Here is a 1,131-nt window from a genome sequence, read left to right as displayed (position 1 = left end):
CACCTGGTGCGCCAGCGTCGTGCGCAGGTTTCGCAGGTTGCGGCACGACTTGAGCAGGTTCACGTCGGCCTGCTCGACGACGAGCAGCGTGCGCTTGTCCGCCAGGCCCAGGCGCTCGAGCACCTCGGCCATCTGGCGCGTCTTCGGCTCAGGGAACGACAGCGATTCGAGCACGGTCACCGCATTTGCCGACGCCAGCTGCGACAACGCCGAGGCCAGTGCGGCGCGGCGCTGCCGCCGAGGCAGCTCCGTGCGGTAGTCCCGGGGCCGTGGGCCGAAGGCGCGACCGCCGCCTGGCATCAACGGCGTGTTGTTGGCGCCCTGGCGCGCCCGGCCAGTGCCCTTCTGCCGGAACGGCTTGCGCGTGCCGCCCGAGACCTCGGCGCGCGGCCGCTCCAGTCTTTCCGCCGGGTCTTTCTGCCGGGCATTCGGCGGGGCCTCCTGACCGCGTTCCTCGTCGTCTTCATCCCCGCCCTGGGCTCCTATATCATTCCTGACCTCGTCGGCGGGCCGGCCGGCGAGATGCTGGGCAACAAGATCGCCCAGCGGGTCTTCACCGACCGCAATCTGCCTCACGCAAGCGCCCTTTCGGCCGTCCTCGTCCTGGCCGTTCTCGCCCCGCTCGTCGCCGTCCTCGCCCTCCAGCGCAAGAACAAGAAGTCCGACATCATCATGGGGGAAGCGCCGTGAAAAGAAGCCGCGTCCCGATCGTGGTCACGGCCCTGGTCATGGCGTTTTTCTATCTCCCCATCCTCATTCTCATCGCCAACTCCTTCAACCCGGCCCGCTTCTCCAGCCGCTGGCAGGGGTTCTCGCTCGTCTGGTACGCCCGGCTCTTCGAATCGCCCGAGATCTGGCAGTCCCTGAAAAACACGCTTATCATCGCCGTCTCGGTCACCGCCGTGTCCGTCGTCCTGGGGACGGCGGCGGCCTTTGCTCTCCACCGCTTTGCCGCAAGCCGCCTCCAACGGCTCCACTTCACCCTGATCTACACGCCCCTCGTCGTCCCCGAGATCCTGATGGGCATCAGCTTGCTGATGGCCTTCGTTGCCGCCGGCGTCCCTCTCGGCTTGTTCACGATCTTCCTGGCCCACGTCACGTTCTGCGTGAGCTACGTGGCCATGACCGTAC

General features: G+C 67.2%; 2 protein-coding genes. One reads left to right on the top strand and one right to left on the bottom strand.

What is annotated here, in order from left to right:
• Positions 1 to 576: 50S ribosomal protein L4 (gene rplD, locus FDZ70_11145; protein TLM65391.1), on the bottom strand; the 576-nt coding region annotated here is incomplete at its 3' end.
• Positions 577 to 710: 134 nt separating this feature from the next.
• Here rplD and FDZ70_11140 point away from each other — a divergent pair.
• The coding region (locus FDZ70_11140; GenBank protein TLM65390.1) for an ABC transporter permease at positions 711 to 1,131 on the top strand (421 nt) is incomplete at its 3' end.

It is taken from the genome of Actinomycetota bacterium (genome assembly GCA_005774595.1).
Lineage (GTDB): Bacteria > Actinomycetota > Coriobacteriia > Anaerosomatales > D1FN1-002 > D1FN1-002.
The sequence above is the reverse complement of the archived record's forward strand: the minus strand, read 5'-3'. Positions and strand labels throughout refer to the sequence as shown.